Here is a 389-nt window from a genome sequence, read left to right on the forward strand (position 1 = left end):
GGCTTGAGGCAAGGGCAAAGCTGGGCGAAGTGAGGCCCCTCAATGTGGGGCAAGCGTCGCGAATATCGGGTGTATCGCCTGCGGATATTTCAGTGCTGCTGGTATATCTGGCAGCACAGGGGAAATAAAGCGGCCCCACATTGATAAGTCGGGGCCCCGCAAAGCCTGCTTTGTGGGGGAAAGGAAAAGGCAGGCAGCGGGCGAGCGTTTCGCAAAGCGAAACGGAGCAAGTCGAACTGTACTTTGACGCGGGGCAAGCGTCGCGAATATCGGGTGTATCGCCTGCGGATATTTCAGTGCTGCTGGTATATCTGGCAGCACAGGGGAAATAAAGCGGCCCCGCATTATGCGATTAAATTGCTATCCAAAGCTTTTTTGATTAAAAAAGA

General features: G+C 53.7%; 1 protein-coding gene and 1 pseudogene. Both read left to right on the top strand.

Features of this window, described 5'->3' with window-relative positions:
- On the top strand, positions 1–128 hold a 128-nt coding region (locus CHK_RS16220), incomplete at its 5' end, for a hypothetical protein (protein ID WP_152651679.1).
- 123 nt (positions 129–251) lie between these two features.
- A pseudogene (locus tag CHK_RS17195) lies at positions 252–332 on the top strand (hypothetical protein); the annotation flags it as partial.
- Positions 333–389: the final 57 nt, after the last annotated feature.

It is taken from the genome of Christensenella hongkongensis (assembly GCF_000981035.1).
GTDB classification, from domain to species: domain Bacteria; phylum Bacillota; class Clostridia; order Christensenellales; family Christensenellaceae; genus Christensenella; species Christensenella hongkongensis.